Source organism: uncultured Arthrobacter sp. (assembly GCF_964021775.1).
In the GTDB taxonomy this organism is placed as follows: Bacteria; Actinomycetota; Actinomycetes; order Actinomycetales; family Micrococcaceae; genus Arthrobacter.
Map to the genome: position 1 here is coordinate 1 of NZ_CAXHZI010000017.1, position 23,933 is coordinate 23,933.

A 23,933-nucleotide genomic window follows, 5' to 3' on the forward strand; every position below is an offset into this window, starting at 1 on the left:
GCCCTCGCGGCTTAGGATCTTACTTGGCCAGTCCAACTTTCGGGGACCAGTTCAGTTTGTCTTGGACCGCTCTTTTTGTGTCCGTTGCCTGCCTGGTCCGGCTGGCCGGCGCGTCATTGTCGACGGCGCTGTCAGGCTGATATGTGCGGGTTGGTTACCGCAGGACGAGGTGTTCGGCTGGAGGGGTGCCGCTGGTCTAGCAATGTCGGGCGTCACCGGTGATTGCCGGTTGTCCATAGCTGCATCGCGGGTCTCCTCCACGCTGCCGGGCCATCGGAGCGAGTCGGGAACGGCACACGTCTATTCATCCGTCCATGGCTGCTCCTGTTGGACCGCGGCGGCGAGCGACCAGCACCAGCCAGCCAATTCACGTGCGACGGCAACGTTGGCGATGACGCGGCGTTTGTGGCGGGATTCAAACTTGTCCCATTGGTGGTGGAGCCGGTGGTTGCCCTGATGTCCGCGGACCCGGGAGACCTCATCGGCTGCGTCCCAGCGGGCTCGCATCTCACGGCTGACATTGTTGCAGGGCCGTCGGTGATGCCAGGCGGCCTCGACCAGCAGCCGGCGGGCATGGGTGTTGCCGGTCTTGGTGATCCCGCCCTGGGACCGGGAAACGCCGGAGGAATGCTCGGAGGGGACCAGACCGAGATACGCGCCGATCGTCGAACCGGTGAAACGGGTCCAATCACCGATTTCCACGGCCAGGCCGAAAGCCGTAAGCACCGATACCCCGCGCAAACACATCAGCGCACGGACCACCGGGGCATAGCGGTCGGTTGCGGCGAGAGCCATGATCTTCGCATCGAGACGGTTTCGGCGGTCCAGCGTCAGTTCCGCGGCTTCCAGGTTCGCATCGTAGGCGGCCTGCAGGGCAGGATCATCAAAGTGCTGCCGGTGAAGCCAGGTGTAGTGCGCATCGGTCCAGGCATGACCGCCGGAGTAGACCAGGCCGTGGCGCAGCAAGAGCTTCGAGATCCGGTTCCTTGCCCTCATCAGGTCCGCGCGGACGTCCTCGCGGGCCCGCACCAGATCCCGTGCGGCCTCATCCGCATGGCCAGGAACCCGCACGGGCGTGATCTGTCCCAGCAAGGCCAACCGGGCCACATGCTCGGCATCGCGGACATCGGTCTTCACCCTGTCTCCGGGCGGCCGTTGAAGTTTCGAGCGTGCCGCGACCAGACACTCAATCCCTTCCCCGGTCAGCAGCCGGGCCAACCCGAATCCAGTCGGACCTGCCTCATAGACGACCAGGACCGGGCCCGGCAACCCTGCCACCCACTCGGCAATCCCGCCATCATTGGCGGCCAGGCTCTGCCTCAGGATCTCGCCCGTTTCACAGTCGATCGCACAGCCCTTGACGCTGCGTGCATGGACATCCAAACCGACGTAAGTACGCTTATTCATGGCTGGAACCTCCAAACGTTCAAATGTGGCTCTACCAGTCCACACCCCACACCTGTGCGGGGAAAGACCTGGACCGGCAACCCACGAACCTCTTTGAACCCGAGGTTCCAGTCCTACCCTCAGGACGGACGCCGACCACACTTCATATCGTCTACCCCTCGGGCGCAGGCAACCCTGCCATGCGCCGCCGGCATTCGTGCCCCGTGCCCGATCCGGGCCCGTCCAGCAGGGCAGCCAGTTTGGCGAGGGCTGACCTCTTGTGCGGCATCCGAGGCGTCGCGTCGACCGCGCGGATGAGCAGCCGCAGCCGGACGTCCAGTTCCGGTGCGGCCAGGAGGGCTGCCAGCGCCGGCAGGGCACGGTCGGGCTCCACGTGGAGGGCGATGTCGACCGCTGTCCGCAACGGACTGGAGACCATCAGCCCGCCCAGACTGACGACGTCGAACGGGCCCAGCCGCACCTCGTGGAAACTGCAGCCGCGGACGGCGCGGAGGCTCGAAATCCGCCGGCTGGCATCCACCAGCAGGGCCATCCGGTCCGGGTCGCCGGCGCAGCCGTAGATCCAGGCGGCTGTCATCCGTCCCGCCACCACGCGTTGCCGGAGTGGCGACGGAAGGGTACACGCCGCCGCGCGCGCCCGCAGCTGCGGCGTGGACGCGGCGCCGGGAGGCAGGTACGCGCGCTGCGAGAGCTGCGTCAGCACGCCGTCGGACGCCATGGCCTGCAGCTCCGGCCAGGAGAAGAGCGACCCCGGAGAGTACAGCACGGGCGCGCCGCCGTGCCCGCCGGCGGGAGGGGGACCAACGCTCGGCGGACTAACGCTCGGTGGCCCGTTGGGCGGGGGACTGGCAGTTGGGGAACCGGCGGTTGGGGGACTGGCAGCGGGGTGGCCTGGGGGCAGGGTCATCCAGCCATCGTGCCGCCCGGCCCCGGACACGGAACAGGCCCCGCACCGGTCATGTGGATAACCGGGTCGGGGCCTGTTCTGGGATGCGGCGGCTAGGAGAGTTCGCTGGCGGAACGCTCCAGCTGCTCCAGCCATGCCTGGCGTGCGTCCAAGGCTTCATGGGCTGCCTTGATCTTGCGCTCGTCGCCGGCTTTCTCCGCCTTGGCGAGGTCTTCCTTGAGGCCGGCGATGGCAGCTTCCAGCTGCGTCAGGGCACTGTTGGTGCGGGCCTTGGTTTCCGGGTTGGAGCGCTTCCAGTTTTCGTCCTCGGCGTGGCGGACGGCGTCCTCCACCTTCCGCAGACCGGCTTCGATCCGCCCCATGTCCGCCCGGGGAACCTTGCCGGCTTCCTCCCAGCGGTCCCGGATGGACTGCAGCGCCTTCTTGGCCGCTGCGAGGTCCTTGATCGGAAGCAGCTCGTTGGCCTCCACCAGCAAGGCCTCCTTGACCTTGAGGTTGGCGCCGTACTCCTGGTCGATCTCCTCGTTGGCCGCCTGGCGGTTCGTGAAGAAAACATCCTGCGCGGCCCGGAAACGTGCCCACAGGGCGTCGTCATCCTTGCGGCTGGCACGCGGCGAGGCCTTCCACTGGTCCATCAGGCGGCGGTACTCGCCGGCAGCGAAGCCCCAGTCGGTCGACGAGGACAGTGCCTCCGCCTCGCTGATCAGCTTCTCCTTGGCCGCCTTGGCTGCCGAGTTGTTGCTGTCCAGCTGGGAGAAGTAGGCCCGGCGGTGGCGGTCAAAGACGGTGCGGGCGGCGCGGAACCGCTTCCAGAGCGCGTCCTCGTTGCTCCGGCCGAGTCGGACACCGCTCTTCTGCGCGGTCTTCCAGCTCTCGAAGAGCTCGTTCATCCGGGCGCTGGAGGTCTTCCACTGGATCTGCGCCGGGTCGTGGCCGGCGATTTCCTCGGCCTCGGCCACGATCGCTTCGCGGGCAGCGAGCTCGGCGGCGCGGACGGCATCGTGCTCGGCCTTTTCCGACTTCTCCAGCTCGGTGATCTGGCCGGACAGCGTGTCCAGGCGTCCCTCGGCGGCGCGGAGGTCGCCCACCATGTTCCGCTCGGCCAGCACTTCACGCAGGTGCGTGACGGTCTTCTGCATATCCGTGGCCGGAGCCTTGGAAGCGACGCGCTGCTCAAGCAGCACGATCTGGGCAACGACGTCGTCGTACTTGCGGGCGAAGTAGCCCAACGCCTCGTCGTCGCTGACACCCGGGTACTGGCCGACGGGGTGTTCCCCGCCGTCGATGGTCAGGAACACGTGGCCGTCGCCCTCGACGCGGCCCCATCGTGCTGCCTCGGCGAGCGAGGTAGCGCTGGAAGCCGTGGCGGCGGCCGGCGCGGCAACGGACGGTGACGCCTTGGGGCGTGCGGCGAAGGCGGCGGGCGACGGGGCCGGGCGTGGTGCGGGTGCAGCAGCCGGCGCCGGAGCCGGCGCCGGGCTGGCTGCCGGCTCGGCCTCAGCTGCCGGGGCGGCGGCAGGCTCGTCGGTCGCCTGGGGTTCCGCCGCAGCCTCCGGGCTGGCGTCGGCCGGCGCAGCGGTGGGCTCGCTCGCCGCGCCGTTCACCGTAACCTTGGCTTCGGTCTCGTTGGCAGCTGCTGCCACTGTTTCGTCGGATTTCTGACTGTCTGTCACCGCTAGAAGTCTTTCGCTTGGAGGGAAATACCGGCACCGCGGCCGCGAGGGCCCCGGCTGGTTACTTCAGAGAGAACGAGTCTATCGTGACTGGTTCCACAGGTGCGCCGTCGGTGGCGCTGGCGCCGGGTTTGACACCGGCCGCCGCAATCTTGCTCACCACATCCAGCCCGGACGTCACCTTGCCGACCACTGTGTAGCCGCCAGCAGCGTCCGCCGGGATCACCGTGTCCTTGTAGACGATGAAGAACTGTGTCCCGTTGCCGTACGCGTTGCCGCCGGTCCGTGCGACGGCGATGGTTCCGGCCGGGTACTTGTTGTCAGCCGGGGTGTTCTCCAGCGGGCCCCAGGTATATGCGGGATCGCCGGTGCCGTCCCCGTTCTTGGAACCGCACTGCAGCACGCCGAAAAACTCGGCGGTGGTGAGCCGGTGGCAGGTGAGGCCCTTGTAGAAGTTCTGGTCCGCGAGCGATTTGAAGACGGCGGCCGCCTGCGGCGCCTTGCTGCCGCCCAGTTCGACGCCCAGGCTGCCGCGGTTCAGGGCCAGGGTGCCCTTGAAGGTCTTGCCCGCCGCGGTTTCAGGCTTTGGGATGTTCGCCCCGTTGGTTTCGGCGGGGGCTGGCGTGGCGGAAGCCGACGGGCTCTCCAGCCCGGCCTCCGCGGCCTTAAATTCGTCCTCGCTCGGGTTGCTGGAAAACACCGTCAGCTGCAATACAACGGCGAGGACCAGGGCGGCCGCACCACCGGCGGTCGCAAGGATATTGTCGCGCTTGCGGCGTTTGTCCTGCTCCCGGCGGAGCTCACGCTTTGCCTCCATTTGCTGGACGCGCCGCTTGGCTTCGCGGGCGCTCCGTGAACTGGCCGCCAAAAGTCCTCCTGGTTGTAGGGCCGCAGACCGGGCCGCGGCATCGCCGCCGGACCGGGTGCAACACGCAAGCTGCCGGCAGCTCCGCCCGCCGCGCGCATTACAGATGCACGCGGCAAAAAGCATAAACTGGCTGCCGCACACAGTTTATGCACGACTGGCCGGTCTGCGCGCGACGCCGCGGCCGTTGTACCGCCGTCGTTATCAGAGGAGAAAATTCCACCATGGCACGCACCGCCTCCCTGTCCGGATTCCCCGAGTGGCTTCCCGAGGAGCGGCTGGTGGAGCTGCATGTGCTGGACACGCTGCGGCGCACCTTTGAACTGCACGGCTTCTCCTCGATCGAAACCCGTGCCGTGGAAACCGTGGGCCAGCTGCTCCGCAAGGGCGAAATCGACAAAGAAGTCTACGGCCTCAGCCGGCTGCAGGACGACGACGCCGGCGCGGCCGCGACTAACACCGCCGCCTCGCACAAGGCCGATCCGCACGCCCTGGCCCTGCACTTCGACCTCACCGTGCCCTTTGCCCGCTATGTGGTGGAGAACGCCGGCTACCTGGCGTTCCCGTTCCGCCGCTACCAGATCCAGAAGGTCTGGCGCGGGGAGCGTCCGCAGGAGGGCCGGGCCCGCGAATTCACGCAGGCGGACATCGACATCGTCGGCGACGGCGAACTGCCGTTCCGCTACGACGTCGAAATCGCGCTGGTGATCGCAGAGGCGCTGGGCGCCCTGCCGATTCCGGACTTCCTGCTCCGGGTCAACAACCGCAAGCTTGCCGAGGGTTTCTACAACGGCATCGGCCTGACCGACACCGCCGGGGTGCTGCGCAGCATCGACAAGCTGGAGAAGATCGGCCCGGCCAGGGTGGCCGAGCTGCTCAAGTCCGAGCTCGGCGCCACCGAGGAACAGGCCCAGGCCGCCCTCAAGCTGGCTGGAATCCGCACCGGGGACACCTCGTTTGTGCAGCAGGTCCGGGCGCTGGGCGTGAGCAACGAGCTGCTGGAGGAAGGCTTGAACGAGCTGGAGCAGGTCATCGCCGCCGCCGTCCAGCGCGCCCCGGGCAAGGTGGTTGCGGACCTCAGCATCGCCCGCGGCCTGGACTACTACACCGGGACCGTTGTCGAAACCGTCCTGGTAGGCCACGAGCAGCTCGGCTCGATCTGCTCCGGCGGCCGCTACGACGCGCTGGCCAGCAAGGGCAACCGAAAGTTCCCCGGCGTCGGGCTCTCGATCGGCGTCACCCGACTGGTGTCCCGGATCCTCAGCCAGGAGCTGGCCAAGGCATCCCGGGCGGTGCCGACCGCGGTGCTGGTGGCGCTCACCAACGACGAGAGCTGGGGCGCGGCGCAGGACGTTGCCGCGCAGCTGCGCGCGCGGGGGATCGCCACCGAGGTGGCGGCGAAGGCCGAGAAGTTCGGCAAGCAGATCAAGTTCGCGGACCGCCGCGGCATCCCGTTCGTCTGGTTCACCGACGACGACGGCAAACACCAGGTCAAGGACATCCGCACCGGCGAACAGGCCGACGCCGATCCGGCCAGCTGGTCGCCGGCCGAAGAGGACCTGCACGTGCGAGTCATCCGGGCTTGAGCGGGCGCTGCTTCAGCTCCGGCCGGACCTTGTTACGCCAGCGTCGCTAGGCCGGCGTCTGGTGGGATTTCCGGCGCCGCAGGACCAGGAAGCGCCCGGCGATCCCGGCTATGAGCACGGCCGCCATGCCCAGCACCGAGGCGGGCGGCAGCGTGAGGGCCAGCACCACGCAGCCGGCAAAGCCGAGGGCATTGAGCCAGCGCGGCGCCAGCCGGCGGCGGCCGGTGAGGGTGAAGGCGGCGGCATTCGCCACGGCGTAGTAGACCAGCACGCCGAAGCTGGAGAAACCCACCACCGTCAGCACGTTCGTGGTCAGCAGCAGCACGATCACGGCGGCCGCGACGGTCAGCTCGGCCACGTACGGGACGGTGTGCGCCCCGCCGACCCGGGCCAGCGGAGCGGGCAGGTCGCGCTCCCGTGCCATCGCCATGGTGGTCCGGCCCACGCCGGTAATCAGCGCCAGCAGCGCGCCGAGGCAAGCGGCGGCTGATCCCGCCTGCACCACCGGGCTGCCGGCCTGCAGAGCCGAGAGGGTCACCGCGTCCAGCAGCGGCGCCGAGGAACCGGCCAGCAGGCCGGCCGGCAGGTGCCACTGCAGCAGCGCAGCGAGTCCGAGGTAGATCACGAAGGCGCCGCCGAGAGCGGCCAGGATGGCCCGCGGGATGGTGGTGGCGGGGTCCTTGACCTCCTCGCCCAGGGTGGCGATCCGTGCGTACCCGGCGAAGGCGAAGAACACCAGCCCGGCCGCGGGCAGCACGCCCCAGGCGTTCCCGGTGCTGCCGCCCGGAATCGCTCCGAACGCCCCGCCCAGCGCCGCGGGGGCGCCTTCCGGGTGCGGGCCGATGAGCGAGGCTGCCGCTACAAACACGAGGGTGGCCAGCACCACGGCAAGCAGGATCCTGGTCAGCAGGGCCGTCCGGGTAATACCGAGCAGGTTCACGCCGGTCAACACCACGACGGCGGCCACCGCCACCGGGGTGGCGAAGCCCGGCGCCAGATAGTGCCCGAACGTCAGTGCCATCGCCGCGCAAGAGGCGGTCTTACCCGTCACGAAGCCCCAGCCGGCGATAAAGCCCGGCCATTCGCCCAGCTGCCGGCGGCCGTACACGTAGGTGCCGCCGCTGGAGGGATACCGGGAAGCCAGCTGCGCCGAGGCCACGGCATTGCAGTAGGCCACCAGGCCGGCCACGGCCACCGCGACGGTCAGCAGCGGCCCGGCGAGGGACGCGGCGGGGGAGAAGACCACGAACACGCCCGCACCCAGCATCGAGCCCAGGCCGATCGCGGTGGAATCAAGGACGCCCAGGCGGCGCTGCAGCTGCTTGGGGGTCGGCGGAGGGCTTGCCATGGCGGGTGGGGCCTTTCCAACGGGTAAACTCGAACGGGACCGTTCCCGTAGCGGTCCTATTTAACACCACCCTGTTTTCCTTCTGAAAGGCGAGCTGTGCTGCGCACACACGACCTCGGATCCCTTCGCTCCGAGCACATTGGACAAACCGTAACCCTCGCCGGCTGGGTCGGCCGGCGTCGTGACCACGGTGGTGTCGCATTCGTGGACCTGCGCGACGCTTCGGGCGTCGCCCAGGTGGTTGTCCGCGAAGAAGAGGTCTTTCACGGCCTGCGCAACGAGTTCGTGCTGCAGGTGATCGGCACCGTCTCCAAGCGGCCCGAGGGCAATGAGAACCCGGCGCTGGCCACCGGCGAGATCGAGGTCATGGCCGAGAAGGTCACCATCCTCAACACCTCCGACCCGCTGCCGTTCCAGATTGACGAGCACGTTGAAGTCGGCGAGGAAGCCCGCCTCAAGCACCGCTACCTGGACCTGCGCCGCCCCGGCCCCGCCCGCAACCTGCGCCTGCGCTCCGAGGCCAACCGGGTGGCCCGCGAGCTGCTGCACCAGGACGGCTACGTCGAGATCGAGACGCCCACGCTGACCCGTTCGACGCCGGAAGGCGCCCGCGACTTCGTCGTCCCCGCGCGCCTCGCGCCGGGTTCCTGGTACGCGCTGCCGCAGTCGCCGCAGCTGTTCAAGCAGCTCCTGCAGGTCGGCGGCTTCGAGAAGTACTACCAGATCGCCCGCTGCTACCGTGACGAGGACTTCCGCGCGGACCGCCAGCCGGAGTTCACCCAGCTCGACATCGAAGCCAGCTTCGTGGAGCAGGACGACATCATCGGCCTCGGCGAAAGCATCGTGAAGGCGCTGTGGAAGCTGATCGACGTCGAGATCCCCACCCCGATCCAGCGCATAACCTACAACGACGCGATGGCCCGCTACGGCTCGGACAAGCCGGACCTGCGCTTCGGCCTGGAGCTGACAGAGCTCACCGAGTTCTTCAAGGACACCAACTTCGGCGTCTTCAAGGCCCCCTACGTCGGCGCCGTGGTGATGCCCGGCGGCGCCTCGCAGGCCCGCCGGGCCCTCGACGCCTGGCAGGAATGGGCGAAGCAGCGCGGTGCCAAGGGCCTGGCCTACGTCCTGTTCAAGGAGGACGGCGAACTTGCCGGGCCCGTGGCCAAGAATCTGACCGAGACTGAACGCGCCGGCCTCGCCGACGCCGTCGGCGCCAAGCCGGGCGACTGCATCTTCTTCGCCGCCGGCGAGAAGACCCCGTCCCGTGCCCTGCTCGGCGCCGCCCGGGTTGAGATCGGCCACCGCACCGGCCTGATCAACCCGAGTGACTGGGCGTTCTGCTGGGTGGTTGACGCGCCGATGTTCGAACCGGCGGCAGCGGCCGTCGCGTCCGGCGACGTCGCTGTCGGCGGCGGCAAGTGGACGGCCGTGCACCACGCCTTCACCTCGCCCAAGCCGGAATTCATGGACAGCTTCGACACCGATCCGGAAACGGCGCTGGCCTACGCCTACGACATTGTCTGCAACGGCAACGAAATCGGCGGCGGCTCCATCCGTATCCACCAGGGCGACATCCAGGAGCGCGTCTTCAAGGTCATGGGCCTCTCCCACGAGGATGCCCAGGAGAAGTTCGGCTTCCTGCTGGAGGGCTTCAAGTTCGGCGCGCCCCCGCACGGCGGCATCGCGTTCGGCTGGGACCGTGTGGTCTCGCTGCTCGCCGGCGTGGACTCGATCCGCGACGTCATCGCGTTCCCGAAGTCCGGCGGCGGCTACGACCCGCTGACCCAGGCGCCCGCGCCCATCACCGCGCAGCAGCGCAAGGAAGCCGGCGTCGACTTCAAGCCGCAGGACAAGAAGGACGACGGCACCAAGTAGCCTGAGGTGATCAGCAGCAGCGGCTCTCCGGGAAACCGGGGGGCCGTTGCTGTCGGCTGAAGACCTCGTGATCCGTGGCAGGAAGGTATACCCCCGTTGGAACCGCAATCCGGGCCCGCGTTGGAGGCGCAGATGGATACCGCGTGGCCCGCCGCTGACCGGGAGGACTCCGGCGGCTGGGTGCTCCGCTCCGCCTCGGGCGTGACGCAGCGGGCCAACTCGGTGTGGCCCCGTGAACCGGGAGCCGACGGCCCCGCACAGCTCGCGGCGCTCCGGCACGCCCGGCTCTGGTACCGGTCCCGACGGCTGCCGCTGATCTTCCAGGTCTTCGACGACCATCGCTCTGCGCCGCTGAACGCAGTGCTCGACGCCGAGGGGTTCACCCGCCAGTCGGAAACCCTGATCATGGCCCGGGACGGCGGAGGTTCTGCACCGTTGGACCTCGGCGTCGAGATCTCCGCGGAGCCGTCCCCGGAATGGCTGCGGCTCTGGTGGAGCGTTGACGGCCGCGGCGACGACGCCGCCCTCGCGGTGGCCCGCGGCATCCTGACGGGCTGCCCCTCGCTCTACGCCCTGGTGCGGGACGACGACGGCGTCGCGGCCGCCGTCGGACGGCTAGCCTTGCCTGTCTCGGAACCTGGCGGCCCCCGGTGGGGCGGACTGTACTGCATGGCGACCCGTCCCGACGCCCGGCGGCGGGGCCATGCCAGCGCGGTGCTGCAGGCGCTGCTGGACGAGGGGACGCGCCGGGGCCTTGCCGGGTACTGGCTGCTCGTAACGGCGGCCAACACCGGGGCGCAGGAACTCTACGCCCGCGCCGGCTTCAAGGAGTCCGGCCGCTACCTGTACCGGCAGGAGCGGCCGAAGCGGCACCTGACCGGCTGCTGAGCGCGCGAGAGGATTCAGCGCCAAGCTCTTACGCCGGCGGTTCCGTGACCACGATCCGCACCGCGCACAGGTCCGCCGCGGCCTTCTTGAGCACTGCCGCGCGGGGGTCGGGGACGTCGAAGAACGGCAGCCGGACCAGGGCCGCGTAGCGCTTGAGCGCCGGTTCGGCCAGCACCTGCCCGGCCAGCGTGCGGTCCCCGCCCGGGACGAGATATTCGACACACTGGTCCTCGAAGATACGGGCGGCATGGTCGGCCACGGCTTCCACCAGGGCATCGGCCTGGTTGGCGCGGCGCCGGGCAAAGCGCTGCTGTGACCAGCCGCCGGCCGCGGTCCGGGACTGCACGTGCCGCGTGCCGGTCTTGGAAGCCAGGACCCGTCCCTCGGACACCACCGCCACCGAGTACCCGCCGCGGCGCACCAGGACCACGCCAACCCGGCGCGGCTGCGACGCCAGCGACGCCAGCCGTGCCACGGAATCATCGCCGCGGCCCGGGCGTCCGCCGTCCGGCCACGGCGGCTGCAGCAGCGCCGCGGCGCCATCGACCGCCAGCAGGCGCAGGCCGTCGTCGTCCGGTTCTTCCCGCAGCTCCCCGTGGCTCGCCCGGAACCGTTCCACCCAGCCGGGCAGCCGGTTGCCGGAGACGAACGCCACACGGGTGTCGGGGCTGGCCATGGCAGGGATCTCCGTTGTGAGGTTCAGGGGAAGCGCCGCCGTGTCGGGACGGGCAGGAACTAGAAGTAGCCTATCTATGTGGATGATCTCTTTGGCGCAGGGCAGGACAACGCGTCCGCAAACAACGACGTCGACGCCGAAGAGTCCGGCGGCGGCAGCTCCTCGAGCGGCACACCGGGCCGCTCCGCGCCGCGCAGTCCACTGGCCGTCCGGATGCGGCCGCGCAGCCTGGACGACGTGGTGGGCCAGCAGCACCTCCTGGGCCACGGCTCGCCGCTGCGGCAGCTCGCGGCCGGCAGCGACGCCACCGGACCGGCCGGGCCAAGCTCCCTGATTCTCTGGGGACCCCCCGGCACCGGCAAGACCACCCTCGCGCACGTCATCGCCAAGGGCCCGGGCCGGAAGTTCGTTGAGCTCTCCGCCATCACCGCCGGCGTGAAGGACGTCCGGCGCGTCATGGACGAGGCGCTTACCGCGCGTGACCTGTACAAGACCACCACCGTGCTGTTCCTGGACGAAATCCACCGCTTCAACAAGGCCCAGCAGGACGCGCTGCTGCCGGGCGTCGAGAACCGCTGGGTGGTCCTGGTCGCGGCCACCACGGAAAACCCTTCGTTCTCGGTGGTGTCGCCGCTGCTGTCCCGTTCGCTGCTGCTGACGCTCAAGCCGCTCACCGACGCCGACGTCGAGGGGCTGCTGCGGCGGGCCGCCGAGGACGCCCGCGGCCTGGGCGGCAAAGTGGAGCTCAACGAGGAAGCACTCGCCCACCTGGTCCGGCTTTCCGGCGGGGACGCGCGCCGTGCCCTGACGGCGCTGGAGGCGGCGGCCGGCGTCGCGTTCGGGGACGCGGACGACGGGCCCGCAGGGGACGCTCCCGTCACGATCGAACTCAAACACACCGAACGGGCCCTCGACGTCGCCTCGGTACGCTACGACCGCGCCGGCGACCAGCACTACGACGTCGCCAGCGCCTTCATCAAGTCCATTCGCGGCTCCGACGTCGACGCCGCGCTGCACTACCTGGCCCGGATGCTGGAGGCGGGGGAGGACCCCCGGTTCGTAGCACGGCGGATCGTTATCTCCGCCGCCGAGGACGTCGGCATGGCCGACCCGACCGCACTGCAGACCGCGGTGGCCGCCGCCCAGGCGGTGCAGCTGATCGGCATGCCCGAGGGCCGCATCATCCTGGCCGAGGCTGTAGTCCACCTCGCCACCGCACCGAAGTCCAACGCGGCGTATATGGGGATCAACCAGGCGATCGCCGACGTCCGCGCCGGCCTCGGCAACGGCATCCCGGCGCACCTGCGGGACGCGCACTACCCCGGGTCCAAGCAGCTGGGCCACGGCAAGGGCTACAAGTACGCTCACGACGCGCCCCATGCGGTGGCCACCCAGCAGTACCCGCCGGACGACCTCGTCGGCCGGAACTACTACGAACCCACCGGCAACGGCGCCGAACGCGACATCTCCACCCGGCTGGAACGGCTGCGGAAGATCATCCGGGGCAAGTGATCCTCTGGTAGGATGGATCGTTGTCTGGCAAGGCACGGACGCACAATCCACCAGTTCCCAGCGGTTCACGCTGATTTGATGGGTTCGCCCTGTGCCCAGTAGCAAAAGGCAGCGGTTGGCCGATGCTCTCCATCGTGGAGGCCAGTAACACTGACACACCGCAGATATTGGAAGGACACAAGTGGCTAACAACACTCGTGCTCGCCGTACCGCACGCCTCTCGCGTGCACTCGGCATCGCTCTGACCCCCAAGGCCGCCAAGTACATGGAGCGCCGCCCGTACGGCCCCGGTGAGCATGGCCGTGCCCGCAAGAAGCAGGACTCCGACTACGCCGTACGTCTGCGCGAAAAGCAGCGTCTGCGCGCCCAGTACGGCATCCGCGAAGCCCAGATGACCCGTGCCTTCGAAGAAGCACGCCGCACCAAGGGCCTGACCGGTGAAAACCTGATCGAACTGCTCGAAATGCGTCTCGACGCCCTCGTGCTGCGTGCCGGCTTCGCCCGCACCATCGCCCAGGCCCGCCAGCTGGTTGTGCACCGCCACATCCTGGTTGACGGCATCCGCGTTGACCGCCCGTCTTTCCGCGTCGGTGAGGGCCAGCTGGTCCACGTCCACAGCCGCAGCGAGACCATGCCTCCGTTCCAGGTGGCAGCAGCCGGCGCTCACCGCGACGTGCTGCCGATGGTTCCGGCCTACCTGGACGTCAAGCTTGACGCCCTGCAGGCCCGCCTGGTCCGTCGCCCCAAGCGCTCCGAGATCCCCGTGACCTGCGAAGAGCAGCTCGTCGTGGAATTCTACGCACGCTAGATCCAGAGCGACACCTTACAAAGAAGCCCGTGGCAAGCGCCGCGGGCTTCTTTGTATGTAAGGTACTTGGGGGAGTTCTCCGCGTGCCGCGCCTGCGGCCGGAGAACCACGCAGGAATCCACGTAGTTTCAAGGAGATGAACGTCTATGTCTGGTGGCGATATTGCCGGCCTGATCGCGGCCGGAGTGTTTGCACTCCTGGTCCTGCTGCTCGCCGTACCGATCCTCAAGCTCGGCGGTGTTTTCGACGAGGTCCGCAGCACCATCCGCTCGATCAGCGACGGCGCCACCCCGCTCATGGATGAGGTCACCGCCACCGTCTCCACCACCAACCAGCAGCTGAAGAAGGTCGACGGGATCGCCTCCAACGTCTCCGACGCCTCCGCCAACATCTCGGCGCTGTCCTCGCTGGTTGCCGCCACCGTCGGCTCCCCGCTGATCAAGGTCGCCGCGTTCAGCTACGGCGTGCGGTCCGCCTTCTCGGCCCGCAAAAAGCCCGCCACCGGCCGCCGCAGCCGCTGAACCAACTGAGCACGCTGACAGGAGCTGACATGAACAGAATCATCTGGATGGGCATCGGCGTCGCGATCGGCGTCATCGCCTTCCGCAAACTCACCGAGGCGCAGTCAAACCTGGGTCCCGAGGGCCTGAACCGCGCCGTCGGCCGGCTTGCCGACGGCGTCTACGACTTTGCCGACGCCGTCCGCGTCGGCATGCACGAGCGGGAATCCGAACTCCGCTCTGCCCTCGGGGTGGACGCCGGCGTCGAGACGGGCGTCGCCGGCCGGGGTGTAGTCCGGCGCTAGCCGGGAGAGAATTAGTAGATGGCGGTGCCCATGACGGCCCGCCGGCACGGCCGCAGGCCGGAACCAGACCGTTCCGCGGACCAGACGCGCGAACCACATACGCAGTGAATATTGAAGGGTAAGAAACCAGGTTATGAAGTCGCAGGAGATCACCAAGCGCTGGATCGACTTTTTCGTCAGCAAGGGCCACACGGCGGTTCCGTCCGCCTCCCTGGTCTCCGGCGACCCGTCCCTGCTGTTCACGGTGGCCGGCATGGTGCCCTTCATCCCGTACCTGACCGCGCGGGAGGAGGCCCCCTACTCCCGGGCCACCAGCGTGCAGAAGTGCATCCGCACGGGCGACATCGAGGAAGTCGGCAAGACCGCCCGGCACGGCACCTTCTTCCAGATGTGCGGCAACTTCTCCTTTGGCGACTACTTCAAGGAAGACGCCATCAAGTTCGCCTGGGAGCTGCTCACCACCGGCGTCGACGACGGCGGCTACGGACTGCCGCCCGAACGGCTCTGGGTCACCGTCTATGAAGAGGACGACGAGGCCAAGGAACTCTGGCTGAAGAACACCGGCGTCCCGGCCGAGCGGATCCAGCGGATGGGCAAGGCGGACAACTACTGGTCCACCGGACAGCCCGGCCCCGCCGGCCCCTGCTCCGAGATCTATTACGACCGCGGACCGGCCTACGGCATTGAAGGCGGCCCGCTGGCCGACGAAACCCGGTACATCGAAATCTGGAACCTCGTGTTCATGCAGTACCAGATCGACAACGTCCGCTCCAAGGTGGACTTCGACATCACCGGCGAGCTGCCGAAGAAGAACATCGACACCGGCCTCGGCATGGAGCGCCTCGCGATGATCCTGCAGGGCGTCGAAAACATGTACGAGACGGACCAGGTCCGCCCGGTGATCGACAAGGCCGCCGCGCTTTCCGGCAAGGAATACACCTCCGCGGAAACCCCGGAGGACCCGCACCACACGGACGACGTCCGGATGCGCGTGGTGGCCGACCACATCCGCTCGGCCCTGATGCTGATCGCCGACGGCGTCACCCCCTCCAACGAAGGCCGCGGCTACGTGCTGCGCCGCCTGATCCGCCGGGCCGTGCGCTCGATGCGCCTGCTCGGCGTCGAGAAAGCCTGCCTGCCCGAACTGCTGCCCGCCTCCCGCGACGCCATGAAGGGTGTCTACCCGGTCGTAGAGACCGACTTCGACCGGATCAGCCGGATCGCCTACGCCGAAGAAAAGGCCTTCCTGCGCACCATCGCCTCCGGCACCGCACGGCTCGAGGACGCCGTGAAGGAATCCAAAGCCGCAGGACAGCCGCTCTCCGGCGCGGACGCCTTCGCCCTGCACGACACCTACGGCTTCCCGATCGACCTCACCCTGGAAATGGCCGAGGAAGCCGGGCTCAAGGTCGACGAACCCGAATTCCGCAAGCTCATGCTGGAACAGCGCCAGCGCGCCCAGGCCGACGCCAAGGGCAAAAAGGGCGCCCACGCGGACCTCTCCGCCTTCCAGGAGCTGTTGGCCGCGGGGGAGACCGTCTTCACCGGCTACACCGAGCTCGCCGGAGAATCCAAGGTGCGCGGCATCCTGGCCGGCGGCCGGAAGGTCTCCCAGGCGTCCACCGGCGAGGAAATCGAACTCGTGCTGGCAGAGACGCCGTTCTACGCAGAAGCAGGCGGCCAGGCAGCCGACACCGGGCTCATCACCGGTGACGGCTTCGTCGTCGAAGTCCTGGACGTGCAGCGCCCGATCAAGGGACTGAGCGTGCACAAGGCCATCGTCCGTGAAGGCGAAATCGGCGCCGACTCCCTCGTCCAGGCAGCCGTGGACCGGGAACGCCGCCACGCCGCCGAGCAGGCGCACACCGGCACGCACATTGTGCACGCCGCATTGCACCAGATCCTGGGGCCGGAGGCGCTGCAGCGCGGCTCCTTCAACAAGGCCGGCTACCTCCGCTTCGACTTCGCCTGGGGCGAAGGCCTCAGCGCCGCGACGTGCTCCGAAATCGAGGAAGTTTCCAACATCGCGATCCGGAACAACTTCCAGGTCGAGACCAAAGTCATGGGCCTCGCCGAAGCCAAGGCCCTCGGGGCGATGGCCCTGTTCGGCGAGAACTACGGCAACGAGGTGCGCGTCGTCGAGATCGACGGCGCCTGGTCCCGTGAGCTCTGCGGCGGCACCCACGTTTCCAACACCTCCCTGATCGGGAGCCTGTCCCTGCTGGGCGAGCAGTCCGTGGGTTCGGGAAACCGCCGCGTGGAGGCCTTCGTCGGCATGGACGCGTTCCGCCACCTCGCCGCCGAACGCGCCCTGGTGACCGAACTCACCGAAATGCTGAAGGTCCCCTCCGGCCTGCTGACCGAACGGATCGCCAGCACGCTGAACAAGCTGAAGACGGCCGAGAAGGAACTCGAGCGGCTGCGCAAGGAGCAGCTCACGGCTGCCGCCGCGCAGCTGGTGGGCACCGCCAAGGACGCCGCCGGCATCAAGGTCATCGCCCACGACGCCGGCATGGTCAGCGGCGCCGACGACCTGCGCGGCCTTGCCCTGGACCTGCGGACCCGCCTCGGCTCCGAGCCGGCAGCCGTCGCTGTCGCCGGGGTCAGCAACGACCGCCCGGTCATCCTGATCGCCACCAACGACGCTGCCCGCGCGGCCGGCGTCAAAGCCGGGGCACTGGTCCGGCTCGCGGCCGGTATCCTCGGCGGCGGCGGCGGCGGCAAGGACGACGTTGCCCAGGGCGGTGGCACGGACGCCGCCAAGGTCGGCGCGGCGCTCTCCGCCGTCGTGGACGCCATTACGAGGCGTTAGACCGGAACCACGGATGACTGAATCGGCCGTGCCCGGCGTCTACCCCCGGGGCGTAAAACTCGGGGTAGACGTCGGCACCGTCCGGGTGGGCGTCGCGGTCTGTGACCGTGAAGGCATCCTGGCGACGCCGCTGCGGACGCTGGACCGGAACGTGAAGAAAAACACCGACGTCCGCGTCCTCGCGAAACTCGCGGCCGAACTCGACGTGGTGGAAATTTTTGTCGGCCTGCCGCGCACCATGAAAGGCGAGGAGCACGCTTCCGCTCGAATGGCCACCGAGTATGCAAAGCTACTGGTCAGTACACTATTGGAGGCCGGATCCGGCATTCCGGTCAGGTTGGTTGACGAGCGGCTGAGCACGGTGACAGCCCACCGCAACCTGCATCAGGCTGGCATGAGCAGCCGGGACCACCGTAAAGTAGTGGATCAGGTTGCGGCCGCAGGTATCCTGCAGCACGCGATCGACATGCAAAAGGCCAGGGGAACGGATGTAGGAAGCCGCGTCAGCGCGGACCTCCCTCCGGGGCCACCCGGCGACGGCGTTCAGGTCGTTCCGGAAGTACACGCGCATTCTGCACAACGCATTCTGCCCAAAATGGAAGGCTACAGTGAGCCCGGTCAACAATGACGACTCCTCTGGTGTTGCCAATAGCGGCGCCGGCCGACCGCTGACGCGCAAAGAGATCCGGGCCCAGGAAAAGTTCCTGGCCACGCAGGGTCATGACATCATCCCGCCGCAGGCCTTCGAGACCGGCCAAGAGGTCCCGGCCGCGCCGGAAGCCCCCCGCGAAGCCGTTGACGCCGCGCCGGAAGCGCCCCGCGAACCCGCTGATGCCGCGCCGGCGCAGCCGCGGACCGCGCCGACCGTGCATGAAGACCCCGTCCACGCAAACCCCGTTCACCCGGCGGCGCAGCACGAGGAACCGGTGGTTGAACACCCGGTCCACGAGGAGCCGGTTCATCAGGAACCCGCCCAGGAAGAGCCCGTCCACGGACACCCCCTGCACGACGGGCCGGTCCACGAATACGCCGGCGGGATGTCCCGCGAGGAGACCTTGCGGCGCGCCGACGAGCTGCAGTCAGGCCGGCGCCTTCAGGACGGGGCGGATTTCCACCCGGGCTACGCGTCCCACCCCGACGATGATGCCCACCACGCCTACGACGACGAGCCCGGGCGCGACCTGATCGCCGGCGCCGCCGCCCTCCCCACCACCAAGGGCCCATCCAAGAAGGTCCGCCGGCGCCGCCGTTTCCTCGCCCTCGTTCTGACGCTGGCCGTTTTTGTGGTCGCCATCGTCGTTGGCGCCCAGGTGATTAAGCCGCTGCTCGGCGGCGACAAGATGGCCGATTACCCCGGGCCGGGAACCGGGTCCGTGACCATCACCGTTCCGCCCGGCGCGGGTCCCCGGTCCGTTGCCGCCGACATGGAGGCCCAGAAAGTCATCGCGAACGCGGACTCCTTCGTCAAGCAGTTCGCCGCCTCGGGCGGATCCCTGAGCCCGGGAACCTTTACGCTGCGCAAGGAAATGAACAACGCGGATGCCGTGGCCGTGCTGTTGAACAAGGACCAGGACAAGGTCATGTACTTCGCCCTGAGCGCGGGCCTGAGAATCGGTGAATCCCTCCAGGCCATTTCCGAGGGTACCGGAATCCCGGTGGCCGACCTGAAGAAGCTCAGCGACTCCCCGAAGCAGTTCGGCGTGCCGGCCAAGGCCAAAAACCTGGAAGGCTTCCTGTTCCCGGGCGAATACCGCTTCCCGCTCGGGACGTCCGGCAAAGACATCCTCGCTAAACTCGTCAGCACCACGCTGGAGGAACTCAAGGCACAGGGCGTCACCGACCCCGGCAAGCAGTACGACGCCCTCACGGTCGCCAGCATCGTCCAGGCCGAAGGCGGCCAGGCCGAATACGGAGACGTGGCCGGCGCCATCTACAACCGGCTCAAGCCCAACAACACCGAGACCAACGGCCTGATCCAGTCCGACGCCACGGTCACCTACGGGCTGGGCATCCGCAGCTTCCAAATTGACGAGGACCAAAAAGCGGACAAGTCGAACCGGTACAACACCTACGCCAACCCCGGACTGCCGGCCGGACCCATCGGGTCCCCGGGCAAACGGGCCATCGACGCAGCCGCCAAGCCCAAGAAAAATGACTACCTGTACTGGGTCACCATCAACCTGGACACGAAGGAAACGAAGTTCTCCAAGACCCTGGCGGAGCACAACGGCTACGTGGCCAAGTACAACGCCTGGTGTGAGGCCAACCCCGGACGTTGCGTGTGACGCTGCGGGCCGCCGTGCTCGGGCATCCCATCAGCCACTCGAAGTCCCCGGCACTGCACCGCGCCGCCTATGCGCAGCTCGGCATCGAACTGGCCTATGACGCCATCGACGTGACCGAGGCCGCGCTGCCGGCGTTTATGGCCGGGGTGCGCCGCGACACCAGCTGGCGCGGCCTATCCGTGACGATGCCGCTCAAGGCCGCGATGGCCGCCGAAGTGGACGAGGTCCGCGGCGTCGCCCGGCAGTTGGGCGTCATCAACACCGTGGCCTTCGAACGCCCGGGTGACCCCGCCGGTGTACCCGCCCGCCTGGTCGGCTACAACACCGACGTCGCCGGGATCGTTAACGCGCTCCGGTACGCCGGAGCAGCCTCCGAACCGTCCGCCGTCATCCTCGGCGGCGGCGGAACCGCCGCGGCCGCTATGGCCGCTCTCAAGGAACTTGGGGCGCCGAAGGCTGCGGTCTACGTCCGCGACATCGGCCGCGCCGCCGAAGCCCGGGCGGCGGCCGCCGCCGTCGGTCTTGCCCTGCAGGTCCTGCCGCTGGCGGCGGCAGCGCCTGCGGTAACCACCGCCGACGTCGTGGTCTCCACCCTGCCGCCGCGCGCCGCCGACGGCCTCGCGGAAGAACTCGCCGCAGCAGTGGGGCCGAACGGCAACACAGTCGCGGGGGTGCTCCTGGACGTAGCCTACGATCCCTGGCCGAGCCGGATCGCCGCCGTCTGGACGGACGCGGGCGGCCGGGTGGTCCCCGGCCTCGAAATGCTGCTCTACCAGGCGGTCGAGCAGGTACGCCATTTCACCGGACTCGAAGGCCCCGTGCCGGCGGAGGTCATAGATGTGATGTGTGACGCAGTCGGGGCGCCCCGACGGGTGTTCTAAGGGCCTTGCATGGCAGGATGGATTTTATGTTGCGTTGGTTGACTGCCGGAGAATCCCATGGTCCGGCCTTGGTCGGAATTATCGAAGGCGTCCCCGCCGGTGTTGAGCTCACCAGCGACCGGATCGTCGAGGCACTGGCACGCCGGCGCCTCGGCTACGGCCGCGGTGCGCGGATGAAGTTCGAACAGGACGCGGTAACGGTCCTGGGCGGCGTCCGCCACGGACTGACCCAGGGCGGCCCGGTCGCCATCCAGGTCGGGAACACCGAATGGCCCAAGTGGGAGCAGATCATGTCCGCTGACCCGGTGGCCCCTGAAGTACTGGCCGACCAGGCCCGCAACGCGCCCCTCACCCGGCCGCGGCCGGGCCACGCCGACTTCACCGGCATGCAGAAGTACGGCTTCGACGAAGCGCGGCCGGTCCTGGAGCGCGCCAGCGCCCGCGAGACCGCCACCCGGGTGGCCCTGGGCGCCGTCGCCGCCGCATTCCTGAAGCAGCTCGGCATCGAACTGGTCTCGCACACCGTCTCGATCGCCAGTGTTGCCGTCCCGGAAGGCCGGCCGCTGCCGGTGCCGGAGAACGTGCTGGCCCTCGACGCCGACCCGCTGCGCTGCTTCGACCGCGAGACCTCCGACGCCATGGTCGCCGAGGTGGACGCCGCGCACAAGGAAGGCGAAACCCTCGGGGGCGTCGTCGAAGTCCTCGCCTACGGCCTGCCGCCGGGGCTGGGTAGCTACGTACACTGGGACCGGCGCCTCGACTCGCGCCTCGCCGCCGCCCTGATGGGCATCCAGGCGATCAAGGGCGTCGAGGTCGGCGACGGCTTCCTGACCGCCGCGCGCCGCGGCTCGGCCGCCCACGACGAAATCGTCAAGGACGCGGACGGCCGGATCATCCGCACGTCCAACCGCGCCGGCGGCATCGAAGGCGGCATGAGCATCGGCGACGTGCTCCGGGTCCGTGCGGCCATGAAGCCGATCGCGACCGTTCCGCGCGCTCTCAAGACCGTTGATGTCAGCACCGGCGAGGCCGCGAAGGCCCACCACCAGCGCTCGGACGTCTGTGCGGTTCCAGCCGCCGGCGTCGTGGCCGAGGCGATGGTGGCCCTGGTCCTCGCCGAGGCGGTCACGGAAAAGTTCGGCGGCGACTCGGTCGAGGAAACCGCCCGCAATATCAAGGGTTACCTGGACAATATTCCGGCGTCCCTGGACTCGATCGGCCACTAGTGCCGGCCCCTATTCCACCGCGTAAGGAAGCGCGCCCATCTTTGCGTAAAACACTACGTAAAACACTGCCCGGGACACCCAGCCGGCCGGTCGCGCTGATCGGTCCGATGGCGGTCGGCAAGTCCGCAATCGGGCAGCAGCTCGCCCAGCAGCTCGGCGCCCGCTTCGTCGACACCGACGTCGAAGTGGTCGCCCAGCACGGCACCATCGCGGACATCTTCGCGGGGCGGGGAGAGTGCGCATTCCGCGAACTCGAAGCCCGCGCCGTCGCGCAGGCCATCGAGGAGGCTGCCGCCGGCACCGCCGCGGGCTCCCGCACGGTCATCTCCCTTGGCGGCGGCGCCGTGCTGGACTCCGGAACCCAGCAACTGCTGGCCGAGTGCACCGTGGTCTACCTTGAATGCGACGCCAGCACCGTGGCCGAGCGCATCGCCCGGAACTCCGGTCGGCCGCTCCTGGCCGGCGACGCCATGGAACGCTGGCGGACCCTGTTCGCCACCCGGCAGCCGGTCTATGAACGGCTCGCCGACCTGGTCCTCGACGTCCGGAGCGGTTCCGTCCCGGAACTCGCGCGCCGGCTTGAAGATGCGCTGGAACAGCTCGCCGCCACCCAACCCGCGGCCACCCCCGCCCCCAGCAGCGACAAGGAAAGTTGAAAAGTGAGCACCGAATCAACCGTCATTAAAGTCACCGGCAAGGCTCCGGGGGACAACTACGACGTCGTCGTCGGCCGCGGACTGCTGGCCAACCTGCCGGGCCTGCTGGGGGAGCGCGTCAAGCGCGTCCTCGTCATCCACCCGCGTGCCCTGCGCCTCACCGGCGACGCCGTCCGGGAGGAGCTGGCCACCGCCGGCTTCACCGCGCTGACGGCCGAGATCCCGGACGCCGAGGAAGGCAAGCACATTGAGGTGGCCTCGTTCTGCTGGCAGGTGCTGGGCCAGAACGACTTCACCCGCTCGGACGCGATCGTCGCCGTCGGCGGGGGAGCGGTGACCGACCTCGCCGGCTTCGTCGCTGCCACCTGGCTGCGTGGTGTCAAGGTCATCCACATGCCGACCAGCCTGCTGGGCATGGTGGACGCGGCCGTCGGCGGCAAGACCGGCATCAACACCGCCGAAGGCAAGAACCTGGTGGGCGTGTTCCACCCGCCGGCCGGCGTCCTCGCTGACCTGGACACGCTGGACACGCTGCCGAAGAACGAAATGATCTCCGGCATGGCCGAGGTCATCAAGTGCGGCTTCATCGCCGACCCGGCCATCCTTGACCTGATTGAAAAGGACCCCGCCGCGGTGTCCGACCCCCGGTCCGGGGCGGTGCGCGAACTGATCGAACGCGCCATCGCGGTCAAGGCCCGGGTTGTCTCCGAGGACCTCAAGGAAACCGGGCAGCGCGAGATCCTCAACTACGGCCACACCCTGGGCCACGCGATTGAACTCGCCGAACGCTACTCCTGGCGGCACGGCGCCGCGGTTTCGGTGGGCATGATGTTTGCCGCGGAACTGGCCCGCAGCGTCGGACGGCTCAGCGACGCCGACGCCGACCGGCACCGGAGCATCCTCGAAAGCCTCGGCCTGCCCATCACCTACCGGCGCGACCGCTGGCAGGCCCTGCTGGACGGCATGCGGCGGGACAAGAAGTCCCGCGGCGACCTGCTGCGCTTCGTGGTGCTCGACGGCGTTGGACGCCCCGGCATCCTGGACGTCCCGGACACTTCGCTGCTCTTCGCGGCGTACCAGGAGATCGCGTCCTGATGATCAGTGACAGCGGCGGCACCAGCGAGTGGCCGGACGCCGGATTCCCCGGCATCCGGATCAACCCGCAAACCCTCATGCCGCAGGTGGTCAACGGGGAGGCGTGCGCCGAGGCGTTGGCCTCCTCGACGGACCCCACCGACCTGATCTTTGTCCGCCTCGTGGAAGGCCACCCGGGCGAGGCCGCAGAACTGCTCGCCGAGGCCCGGTACAAAGACCCGGACTCGTTCCGGCTGCGGATGTTCGAGGCCGAGGTGCTGCGGGTCTCGCACCGCTTCGACCGCGCCGTGGAACTCTACCGCCAGCTCCTCGCCGACGCGCAGGGCACCCCCGAGGAGGCCGTGGTCCGGCAGCACCTGGGCCGGTCCCACTTTGCGGCCGGCAACATTGCCGCCGCCGTCGAATCTTTCGCCAAGGCCCTGGACCTGCGCGTGGCCGGCTCCGCGGATGCGGCCCTGATCTACTCGTCGACGGTGGCCCTGCAGCGTGCACGGGACGTGCTGGACCTGGCCAGCTAAGGGGCCGTCCGGCAGCGGCCCGGCAAAACCGGTAGAATGGTTTTTGGATTTTTGATAAATACGCGCTGGCGGGCCGGATCGGCATGCCTGCCTGGCATAAGCGGCTG

The 23,933-nt window shown here is 68.7% G+C and carries 21 protein-coding genes; 15 read left to right on the plus strand and 6 right to left on the minus strand.

What is annotated here, in order from left to right:
- Positions 1-300: 300 nt before the first annotated feature.
- The 4 genes from ABIN76_RS13220 to ABIN76_RS13235 form a co-directional block, all read right to left on the minus strand.
- Entirely contained in the window at positions 301-1,407 is a 1,107-nt protein-coding gene (locus ABIN76_RS13220; RefSeq protein ID WP_346960152.1) for an IS110 family transposase, read from the minus strand.
- Positions 1,408-1,558: 151 nt separating this feature from the next.
- A complete protein-coding gene (locus ABIN76_RS13225; RefSeq protein ID WP_346960153.1) occupies positions 1,559-2,173 on the minus strand; it encodes a type IV toxin-antitoxin system AbiEi family antitoxin in 615 nt (204 codons plus the stop codon).
- A 233-nt stretch (positions 2,174-2,406) separates the two neighbouring features.
- Positions 2,407-3,987: a DUF349 domain-containing protein gene (locus tag ABIN76_RS13230; protein ID WP_346960154.1), complete on the minus strand. Its 1,581-nt coding sequence runs from the start codon at positions 3,985-3,987 to the stop codon at positions 2,407-2,409.
- A gap of 61 nt (positions 3,988-4,048) precedes the next feature.
- On the minus strand, positions 4,049-4,855 hold the full coding sequence (locus ABIN76_RS13235; protein ID WP_346960155.1) for a peptidylprolyl isomerase: 807 nt from the start codon (positions 4,853-4,855) through the stop codon (positions 4,049-4,051).
- 221 nt (positions 4,856-5,076) lie between these two features.
- On the opposite strand from ABIN76_RS13235, the gene hisS reads away from it, so the two are divergent.
- Positions 5,077-6,438: a histidine--tRNA ligase gene (hisS, locus tag ABIN76_RS13240; protein WP_346960156.1), complete on the plus strand. Its 1,362-nt coding sequence runs from the start codon at positions 5,077-5,079 to the stop codon at positions 6,436-6,438.
- A gap of 46 nt (positions 6,439-6,484) precedes the next feature.
- Here hisS and ABIN76_RS13245 read toward each other — a convergent pair whose 3' ends face one another.
- Positions 6,485-7,786, minus strand: a complete 1,302-nt coding sequence (locus tag ABIN76_RS13245) for an APC family permease (protein ID WP_346960157.1) — start codon at positions 7,784-7,786, stop codon at positions 6,485-6,487.
- Between the two features lie 96 nt (positions 7,787-7,882).
- Between ABIN76_RS13245 and aspS the strand changes: the two genes are divergently transcribed.
- On the plus strand, positions 7,883-9,664 hold the full coding sequence (gene aspS, locus ABIN76_RS13250) for an aspartate--tRNA ligase (protein WP_346960158.1): 1,782 nt from the start codon (positions 7,883-7,885) through the stop codon (positions 9,662-9,664).
- Between the two features lie 132 nt (positions 9,665-9,796).
- Entirely contained in the window at positions 9,797-10,552 is a 756-nt protein-coding gene (locus ABIN76_RS13255) for a GNAT family N-acetyltransferase (RefSeq protein ID WP_346960159.1), read from the plus strand.
- Between the two features lie 28 nt (positions 10,553-10,580).
- Here ABIN76_RS13255 and ABIN76_RS13260 read toward each other — a convergent pair whose 3' ends face one another.
- Complete coding sequence (locus tag ABIN76_RS13260) at positions 10,581-11,228, minus strand: acVLRF1 family peptidyl-tRNA hydrolase (RefSeq protein WP_346960160.1); 648 nt, start codon at positions 11,226-11,228, stop codon at positions 10,581-10,583.
- A 78-nt stretch (positions 11,229-11,306) separates the two neighbouring features.
- On the opposite strand from ABIN76_RS13260, the gene ABIN76_RS13265 reads away from it, so the two are divergent.
- From ABIN76_RS13265 to ABIN76_RS13320, 12 genes are all read left to right on the plus strand, one after another.
- Positions 11,307-12,740 carry a replication-associated recombination protein A gene (locus ABIN76_RS13265; protein ID WP_346960161.1) on the plus strand — a complete coding sequence of 478 codons (1,434 nt, stop codon included), beginning with the start codon at positions 11,307-11,309 and terminating at the stop codon, positions 12,738-12,740.
- 181 nt (positions 12,741-12,921) lie between these two features.
- Positions 12,922-13,548 carry a 30S ribosomal protein S4 gene (gene rpsD, locus ABIN76_RS13270; protein ID WP_091251848.1) on the plus strand — a complete coding sequence of 209 codons (627 nt, stop codon included), beginning with the start codon at positions 12,922-12,924 and terminating at the stop codon, positions 13,546-13,548.
- 146 nt (positions 13,549-13,694) lie between these two features.
- Entirely contained in the window at positions 13,695-14,069 is a 375-nt protein-coding gene (locus ABIN76_RS13275; RefSeq protein ID WP_175321020.1) for a DUF948 domain-containing protein, read from the plus strand.
- Between the two features lie 29 nt (positions 14,070-14,098).
- Entirely contained in the window at positions 14,099-14,353 is a 255-nt protein-coding gene (locus ABIN76_RS13280) for a DUF6167 family protein (protein ID WP_346960162.1), read from the plus strand.
- A 133-nt stretch (positions 14,354-14,486) separates the two neighbouring features.
- The gene (alaS, locus tag ABIN76_RS13285) at positions 14,487-17,165 is read left to right on the plus strand and encodes an alanine--tRNA ligase (protein ID WP_346960163.1); all 2,679 of its coding nucleotides are present in this window, start codon (positions 14,487-14,489) and stop codon (positions 17,163-17,165) included.
- Positions 17,166-17,178: 13 nt separating this feature from the next.
- Positions 17,179-17,793 (plus strand): Holliday junction resolvase RuvX, encoded by a 615-nt coding sequence (gene ruvX, locus ABIN76_RS13290; RefSeq protein WP_346960164.1) that lies wholly within the window; start codon positions 17,179-17,181, stop codon positions 17,791-17,793.
- On the plus strand, positions 17,774-19,450 hold the full coding sequence (mltG, locus tag ABIN76_RS13295; protein WP_346960165.1) for an endolytic transglycosylase MltG: 1,677 nt from the start codon (positions 17,774-17,776) through the stop codon (positions 19,448-19,450). Before ruvX ends, mltG begins: the two co-directional genes overlap by 20 nt.
- On the plus strand, positions 19,447-20,331 hold the full coding sequence (locus ABIN76_RS13300; protein ID WP_346960166.1) for a shikimate dehydrogenase: 885 nt from the start codon (positions 19,447-19,449) through the stop codon (positions 20,329-20,331). The genes mltG and ABIN76_RS13300 overlap by 4 nt, the downstream gene beginning before the upstream one ends.
- Positions 20,332-20,357: 26 nt before the next feature.
- A complete protein-coding gene (gene aroC, locus ABIN76_RS13305; RefSeq protein WP_346960167.1) occupies positions 20,358-21,557 on the plus strand; it encodes a chorismate synthase in 1,200 nt (399 codons plus the stop codon).
- A 41-nt stretch (positions 21,558-21,598) separates the two neighbouring features.
- Entirely contained in the window at positions 21,599-22,213 is a 615-nt protein-coding gene (locus tag ABIN76_RS13310; protein ID WP_346960168.1) for a shikimate kinase, read from the plus strand.
- A 3-nt stretch (positions 22,214-22,216) separates the two neighbouring features.
- Positions 22,217-23,308: a 3-dehydroquinate synthase gene (aroB, locus tag ABIN76_RS13315; RefSeq protein WP_346960169.1), complete on the plus strand. Its 1,092-nt coding sequence runs from the start codon at positions 22,217-22,219 to the stop codon at positions 23,306-23,308.
- Positions 23,308-23,826 carry a tetratricopeptide repeat protein gene (locus ABIN76_RS13320; RefSeq protein WP_346960170.1) on the plus strand — a complete coding sequence of 173 codons (519 nt, stop codon included), beginning with the start codon at positions 23,308-23,310 and terminating at the stop codon, positions 23,824-23,826. Before aroB ends, ABIN76_RS13320 begins: the two co-directional genes overlap by 1 nt.
- The last annotated feature ends 107 nt before the right edge of the window (positions 23,827-23,933 follow it).

Coding starts and splice junctions, on each gene's coding strand:
- ABIN76_RS13320 (WP_346960170.1), top strand. CDS start 23,308: ATGATCAGTGACAGCGGCGGCACCAGCGAGTGGCCGGACGCCGGATTC.
- ABIN76_RS13275 (WP_175321020.1), top strand. CDS start 13,695: ATGTCTGGTGGCGATATTGCCGGCCTGATCGCGGCCGGAGTGTTTGCA.
- ABIN76_RS13220 (WP_346960152.1), bottom strand. CDS start 1,407: ATGAATAAGCGTACTTACGTCGGTTTGGATGTCCATGCACGCAGCGTC.
- ABIN76_RS13255 (WP_346960159.1), top strand. CDS start 9,797: ATGGATACCGCGTGGCCCGCCGCTGACCGGGAGGACTCCGGCGGCTGG.
- aroC (WP_346960167.1), top strand. CDS start 20,358: ATGTTGCGTTGGTTGACTGCCGGAGAATCCCATGGTCCGGCCTTGGTC.
- ABIN76_RS13245 (WP_346960157.1), bottom strand. CDS start 7,786: ATGGCAAGCCCTCCGCCGACCCCCAAGCAGCTGCAGCGCCGCCTGGGC.
- ABIN76_RS13280 (WP_346960162.1), top strand. CDS start 14,099: ATGAACAGAATCATCTGGATGGGCATCGGCGTCGCGATCGGCGTCATC.
- hisS (WP_346960156.1), top strand. CDS start 5,077: ATGGCACGCACCGCCTCCCTGTCCGGATTCCCCGAGTGGCTTCCCGAG.
- ABIN76_RS13260 (WP_346960160.1), bottom strand. CDS start 11,228: ATGGCCAGCCCCGACACCCGTGTGGCGTTCGTCTCCGGCAACCGGCTG.
- ruvX (WP_346960164.1), top strand. CDS start 17,179: ATGACTGAATCGGCCGTGCCCGGCGTCTACCCCCGGGGCGTAAAACTC.
- alaS (WP_346960163.1), top strand. CDS start 14,487: ATGAAGTCGCAGGAGATCACCAAGCGCTGGATCGACTTTTTCGTCAGC.